5 protein-coding genes are annotated in these 6,728 nt (G+C 73.5%); 3 read left to right on the forward strand and 2 right to left on the reverse strand.

The annotated features are described in order from the left end of the window. The first annotated feature begins 206 nt into the window (after positions 1–206). Positions 207–695, forward strand: coding sequence for a MarR family winged helix-turn-helix transcriptional regulator (locus tag ACJTNH_RS19320; protein ID WP_458178639.1), 489 nt, complete (start codon positions 207–209; stop codon positions 693–695). Positions 696–772: 77 nt separating this feature from the next. Continuing rightward, positions 773–2,446, forward strand: a complete 1,674-nt coding sequence (locus ACJTNH_RS19325) for an MFS transporter (RefSeq protein WP_458178641.1) — start codon at positions 773–775, stop codon at positions 2,444–2,446. Between the two features lie 96 nt (positions 2,447–2,542). Here ACJTNH_RS19325 and ACJTNH_RS19330 read toward each other — a convergent pair whose 3' ends face one another. Next, positions 2,543–2,977, reverse strand: a complete 435-nt coding sequence (locus ACJTNH_RS19330) for an OsmC family peroxiredoxin (protein ID WP_458178643.1) — start codon at positions 2,975–2,977, stop codon at positions 2,543–2,545. Positions 2,978–3,248: 271 nt separating this feature from the next. Further along, positions 3,249–3,710: a MarR family winged helix-turn-helix transcriptional regulator gene (locus tag ACJTNH_RS19335; protein ID WP_458178645.1), complete on the reverse strand. Its 462-nt coding sequence runs from the start codon at positions 3,708–3,710 to the stop codon at positions 3,249–3,251. 227 nt (positions 3,711–3,937) lie between these two features. On the opposite strand from ACJTNH_RS19335, the gene clpB reads away from it, so the two are divergent. After that, positions 3,938–6,610 (forward strand): ATP-dependent chaperone ClpB, encoded by a 2,673-nt coding sequence (clpB, locus tag ACJTNH_RS19340; RefSeq protein ID WP_458178647.1) that lies wholly within the window; start codon positions 3,938–3,940, stop codon positions 6,608–6,610. The last annotated feature ends 118 nt before the right edge of the window (positions 6,611–6,728 follow it).

Here is a 6,728-nt window from a genome sequence, read left to right on the forward strand (position 1 = left end):
GGCAGTCACCGCTCCCCGACGGGCGGCGACCGGACCCCAGTGGTCCGGTCGCCGCCCGTCGTCGTCCGTGGCGACGCCGCTGCGGGCGCACGGCCGAGTGACCGGGACCGCCGTGGCGGTGGCGGGTCTCACTCCGATGAGTTGTTGCAGACACCAACCAACAGGTGCAACATGGTTGCTGTCTACACGTACCGGGCGCGAGCCCGGTGACCGACGGAACAGGGGACGACGTGGCACTCACCCGGGAGACGTCCGAGCGGATGACCGCCGGAGTGGCCCGGCTGGTCCGTACCGCCAAGCACCTGGGCACCCGGGTGGCCGCCGACCTCTACGGCGACCTGCCCTCCTTCGGCTGGGCGCTGCTGGCCCCGCTGGAGCGCGAGGGCGCGCAGCGCTGCAGTGCCCTGGCCGGCCACGCCGGCGTCGACGTCTCGGTGGTCAGCCGCCAGGTGTCGGCGCTGGAGCGGTCCGGGCTCGTCGAGCGCCGCCCCGACCCCCTCGACGGGCGGGCCAGCCTGATCAGCCTCAGTGACGCCGGTGCCGCCGCGCTCGCCCACACCCGGCAGGTGCGGGGTCAGTGGGCGGTCGAGGCGCTGTCGGACTGGACCGAGGAGGAGGCGCAGCAGTTCAGCCGCCTGCTCGACAAGCTCGCCGACGGCCTCGATCGCGCCGGCCACCGGCGGCCCGCCGCCTGACCCCGGCGGCCCGCTGGGCCGCCGTCCCGGACCACCCGCACTGCACCACCCGCACTGCACCACCAGGAGAGACGCAGATGAGCACCCCCGCACCCGTCCGGCCCGCGGCCGGACCCGCCGCCGACCCGGCGGCCGCCCCGGCCGAGCAACAGGGCCGGATGACCCACCGGGAGATCCTCAGCGCCCTGTCGGGGATGTTGCTGGCGATGTTCGTCGCCTTCCTGTCCTCGACGGTGGTCTCGAACGCACTGCCGACGATCATCACCGACCTGCGCGGCAGCCAGAGCCAGTACACCTGGGTGGTCACCGCCACGCTGCTGGCCTCCACCGCCTCCACCCCGATCTGGGGCAAGCTCGCCGACCTGTTCAGCAAGAAGCTGCTGATCCAGATCGCGATCGTGGTCTTCGTCGTCGGCTCGATGCTCGCCGGGCTCTCCCAGTCGGTGCCCACCCTGATCGGCTGGCGGGTGCTGCAGGGCCTGGGCCTGGGCGGCCTGCAGGCGCTGGTGCAGATCGCCATGGCCGCGATGATCAGCCCGCGGGAGCGCGGCCGGTACTCCGGCCTGCTCGGCTCGGTCATGGCGGTGGCGACCGTCGGTGGGCCGCTGATCGGCGGCCTGCTGGTGGACACCAGCTGGCTGGGCTGGCGCTGGTGCTTCTTCGTCGGCGTCCCGTTCGCCGCCGTGGCCCTGGTGCTGCTGCAGCGCACCCTGCACCTGCCGGTCACCAAGCGGGCGGTCTCGATCGACTACCTCGGCGCGGCCTTCCTGACCGCGGGCGTCTCGGCGCTGCTCATCTGGGTCACCCTGGCGGGCGACAGCTTCGCCTGGGCCTCGCTGGAGACCGCGCTCTTCGTCGGCGGTGGGGTGCTGGCCATCGTGGCGTTCATCGTGACCGAGCTGCGGGCGGAGGAGCCGATCGTCCCGCTGCGGCTCTTCCGCGACCGCACCACCACCCTGGCGATCGTCGCCAGCGTCGCGATCGGCGTGGCGATGTTCGGCTCGACGGTCTTCCTCGGCCAGTACCTGCAGATCTCTCGCGGCTACTCGCCCACCGCGGCCGGCCTGCTCACCATCCCGATGGTCGGCGGACTGCTCGTCTCCTCCACCGTCTCCGGGATCCTGATCACCCGCACCGGCTTCTGGAAGCGCTACCTGGTCGCCGGCTCGCTGCTGGTGGCCGTCGGGTTCGGCCTGCTGGCCACGATCGACCACGCCACGAACATGGTCGTGCTGTGCGTCTTCCTCGCCGTGCTCGGTGCCGGCATCGGCATGACCATGCAGAACCTCGTGCTGGCCGTGCAGAACACCGTCGCCGCCACCGACCTGGGTGCGGCGAGCTCCGCGGTCGCCTTCTTCCGCAGCCTGGGCGGCACGATCGGCGTCTCGGTGCTCGGCGCCGTGCTCTCCAGCCGGGTGGGCGGCCTCATCCAGTCCGGCCTGGCCGACGTCCCGGGTGCGGCGGCCGCCGCCGGCTCCGGCGACGTCGGGCTGGCCTCCCTGGCCGACGCGCCGGCGCCGATCCGCGAGCTGATCCAGGTCTCCTACGGTGACGCGACCGGGCGGGTCTTCCTGATCTCGGCGGTGCTGTCGATCATCACGATCCTGGCGATCCTGTTCATCCGCGAGGTCGCGCTGCGCACCGAGTCCGGTGACGAGCGGCTCCAGGGTGAGCGCCCGGTCGAGCCGAACACGACCGCGGACGTCGACGACCAGCTCGCCGGCCGGACGCCGGCGGCCCAGCGGGCCTGACCCCGCCCGGACGCGACGGAGGCCCGTCTCCCTCGAGGGGGACGGGCCTCCGTGGCGTGCGGCGCCGGCCCGTGCGGGCCCGGCTGCCAGGTCGGACTAGACCAGTGCGGCGTCCAGGGAGATGTCGACGGCGGCGAGCGCCTTGCTCACCGGGCAGCCGGCCTTGGCGGCCTGGGCGGCCTTGTCGAAGCCGTCGGCGTCCAGGCCGTCGACCTCACCGCGGACGGTGATCTTGATGGTGGTGATCGTCGGGGCGCCGTCCTGCTGGCCCAGGGTGACGTCGGCGCTGACCTCCAGCGACTGCGTCGTGCCGCCGGCCTTGCCGATCTCGCTGGACAGGGCCATGGCGTAGCAGGACGAGTGCGCCGCGGCGATGAGCTCCTCGGGGCTGGTGGTGCCCCCGGCCTCCTCGGCGGTCCGCTTCGGGAAGCTGACGTCGAAGGTGCCGACCTTGGAGCTGGAGAGCTCGACCTGGCCGGACCCCTCCTGCAGCGAGCCGTTCCAGGCAGTGCGTGCGGTACGGGTGGGCATCGGACCTCCTCTTCGATGGTGACCGCCGGGCGCGGGCTGCGCTCCGGCCGGTCACCGTGCTGTCCCAGACAACCTCACCGGGACGACGGTGTTCCCGCCACCCGGGGTCGGGCACCTCGGGCCACCTCGTGCGACCGGCCGCGCAGGCGTGCGGACAGGGGTCGGCGCCCGTGCCGGGGGGTGTGCGTCGACGCCGTGCCAGGCACGTCCCGAGCCCGTGGGGCGCAGAGGAGGAGGGGGCCACCCCGCGTGGGGGCGGTGGGGGCCCGTCTCAGGCGGGGGCGTCCACGCGGGCGTCGGAGACCCGTGCGGTGATCAGCCGCAGCTGGCTCTTGAGCTCGTCGAACTGCTGCTGGTCCAGCGCCAGGGCGTCGATCATCTGGCTCGAGATGGCGCACGCCGGGCCCTCGAGGGCGCGGCCTGCGTCGGTGAGCCGGACCGAGACCGAGCGCTCGTCGTCCGCCCGGCGGTGCCGGGTGACCAACCCGGCGGTGGTGAGCCGCTTGAGCAGGGGGGAGAGCGTGCCCGAGTCGAGCGCCAGGCGGGAGCCGAGCTGCCCGACGGTCTGGCCGTCCTCCTCCCACAGGAGCATCAGCACCAGGTACTGGGGATAGGTCACGCCCAGCTCGTCCAGCATCGGCCGGTAGCGGGCCGTGACGGCCCGGGAGGCGGCGTACAGGGCGAAGCAGAGCTGGTCGTCGAGTGCCACGCTCGGCGACGGGGTGTCCGACATGGGCCCCACAGTAGGACGCCATCCGGCCGTAGACCGCCGTGTGCTTCGTCTCGGCACTGAGTTGTCGTCTGCAAACGTTCCCGCCGGCCGCGTGCGCGGCGTACTGGACGAGCGGAGTTGAGCGGAACAGACTCAACTCCTGCTCCGTTGGACCAGCCGGGACGTCCCCCGTCGCGCGTCCCGCAGTGGCACGTCGCCCAGTCGCAGAGAGGACACCCGCACCGACCATGCAGAGCAAGCTCACCACCCGTTCGCAGGAGGCGGTCGCCGCCGCCCAGCGCCTCGCGGTCGACCGCGGCCAGGCCGCCCTGGAGCCCCTGCACCTGCTCGTCGCCCTGCTCGAGCAGCCCGACGGCATCGCCGGCCCGCTGATGCAGGCGACCGGTGCCGACCCGGCCGACGTCCGGGCGAAGGCCGACGCCGCCCTGCGCCGCATGCCCAGCGTCAGCGGCGCCACCGTCGCCGCCCCGGCGCCGTCCCGGGAGCTGCTGCGGGCGATCAACGCCGCCGGCGAGCAGGCCAGCGCGCTCGGTGACGAGTACGTCTCCACCGAGCACCTGCTGGTCGGGCTGGCCACCACCGAGGGCGAGGCCGGGGCGGTGCTCACCAGCGCCGGGGCCACCCGCGAGGCGCTGGTCGCCGCCTTCCGCACCGTGCGGGGCAACCGCAAGGTCACCAGCCCCGACCCGGAGAGCACCTTCCAGGCGCTGGAGAAGTACGCCGTCGACCTGACCGAGCGGGCCCGTGAGGGCAAGATCGACCCGGTCATCGGCCGCGACACCGAGATCCGCCGGGTCGTGCAGGTGCTGTCTCGGCGCACCAAGAACAACCCGGTGCTGATCGGTGAGCCCGGCGTGGGCAAGACCGCCATCGTCGAGGGCCTGGCCCAGCGGATCGTCGCCGGTGACGTCCCCGAGAGCCTCAAGGGCAAGCGGCTCATGGCGCTGGACCTGGGCTCGATGGTCGCCGGCGCCAAGTTCCGCGGCGAGTTCGAGGAGCGGCTCAAGGCCGTGCTCCAGGAGATCACCGACGCCGAGGGGCAGGTCGTCACCTTCATCGACGAGCTGCACACCATCGTCGGCGCCGGCGCGAGCGGCGACTCCGCGATGGACGCCGGCAACATGATCAAGCCGATGCTGGCCCGCGGCGAGCTGCGGATGGTCGGTGCCACGACCCTCGACGAGTACCGCGAGCACATCGAGAAGGACCCTGCCCTGGAGCGCCGCTTCCAGCAGGTCTACGTGGGCGAGCCCTCCGTCGAGGACACGATCGGCATCCTGCGCGGGCTCAAGGAGCGCTACGAGGTGCACCACGGGGTGCGGATCACCGACGCCGCGATCGTCGCCGCCGCCACCCTGTCCGACCGGTACGTCACCGCACGGTTCCTCCCCGACAAGGCGATCGACCTGGTCGACGAGGCCGCCAGCCGGCTGCGGATGGAGATCGACAGTCGCCCGGTCGAGGTCGACGAGGTCGAGCGGGTCGTCCGCCGGCTGGAGATCGAGGAGATGGCGCTGGCCAAGGAGGACGACCCGTCGTCCCTGCAGCGGCTGGCCGCGCTGCGCGACGAGCTGGCCGACCGCCGCGAGGAGCTCGACGAGCTCACCGCCCGGTGGCAGCAGGACAAGACCGCCATCGACCGCATCCAGCGCTCCAAGGAGGAGCTGGAGGCGACCCGGCTGGAGGCCGAGCGCGCCGAGCGGGACGGCGACCTGGCCCGGGCGGCCGAGCTGCGCTACGGCCGGATGCCGGCCCTGGAGCGGGCGCTGCGGGAGGCCGAGTCGACGGTGGCCGCCGGTGAGTCGATGCTCAAGGAGGAGGTCGGCGCCGACGACATCGCCGAGGTCGTGCAGGCCTGGACCGGCATCCCGGCCGGCCGGCTGCTGGAGGGGGAGACCCAGAAGCTGCTGCGGATGGAGGACGAGCTCGCCCAGCGGGTGGTCGGCCAGCCCGACGCCGTCCGGGCCGTCGCCGACGCCGTGCGCCGGGCCCGGTCCGGGGTCGCCGACCCCGACCGGCCGACCGGGTCGTTCCTCTTCCTCGGCCCCACCGGCGTCGGCAAGACCGAGCTGGCCAAGGCGCTGGCGGAGTTCCTGTTCGACGACGAGCGGGCGATGGTCCGGATCGACATGAGCGAGTACTCCGAGAAGCACTCGGTGGCGCGGCTGGTCGGTGCCCCGCCCGGCTACGTCGGCTACGAGGCCGGCGGCCAGCTCACCGAGGCGGTGCGGCGGCGCCCCTACACCGTGGTGCTGCTCGACGAGGTGGAGAAGGCCCACCCGGACGTCTTCGACGTGCTGCTCCAGGTGCTGGACGACGGCCGGCTCACCGACGGCCAGGGCCGCACCGTCGACTTCCGCAGCACGATCCTGGTGCTCACGTCCAACCTCGGCTCGCAGGTGATCGCCGACCAGTCGATCCCCGAGGAGAGCCGGCGCCGTGCCGTGCAGGACGTGGTCCGTTCGCACTTCAAGCCGGAGTTCCTCAACCGGCTGGACGACGTCGTCACCTTCCGGGCGCTGGGCTCCGACGAGCTCGCCGGCATCGTCGACATCCAGGTCGGGGTGCTCGCCCGCCGGCTGGCCGCTCGCCGGCTCACGCTGCACGTCACCGACGCGGCCCGCGAGTGGCTGGCGCTCAACGGGTTCGACCCCGTCTACGGTGCCCGCCCGCTCCGGCGGCTGGTGCAGTCGGCGATCGGTGACCAGCTGGCCCGTGCCTTGCTGAGCGGCGACATCCGGGACGGCGACGAGGTGCTGGTCGACTGGCCGGCCGACGTCGCCGACGGCGACACCGGGCTGAGCGTGACCCGGGCCCCGGCCCCGGGGGCCGACCCCGGCCCGGGAGCCGGCGCCGCGGCCCCGGCGGCTCCGCTGGCGCTGGGGTCCGGCACCGAGTGAGCACCCGTGCCCCCCGTCCGCTGCGGCGGACCGCGGGCCCCGCCGTGTGGGGGGGCCGGCGGCGTGGCGAGCCCGCATTCCCCGTGCCCGGACAGCCCGGATTCGCCAATATAAACCG

It is taken from the genome of Modestobacter lacusdianchii, from assembly GCF_054177765.1.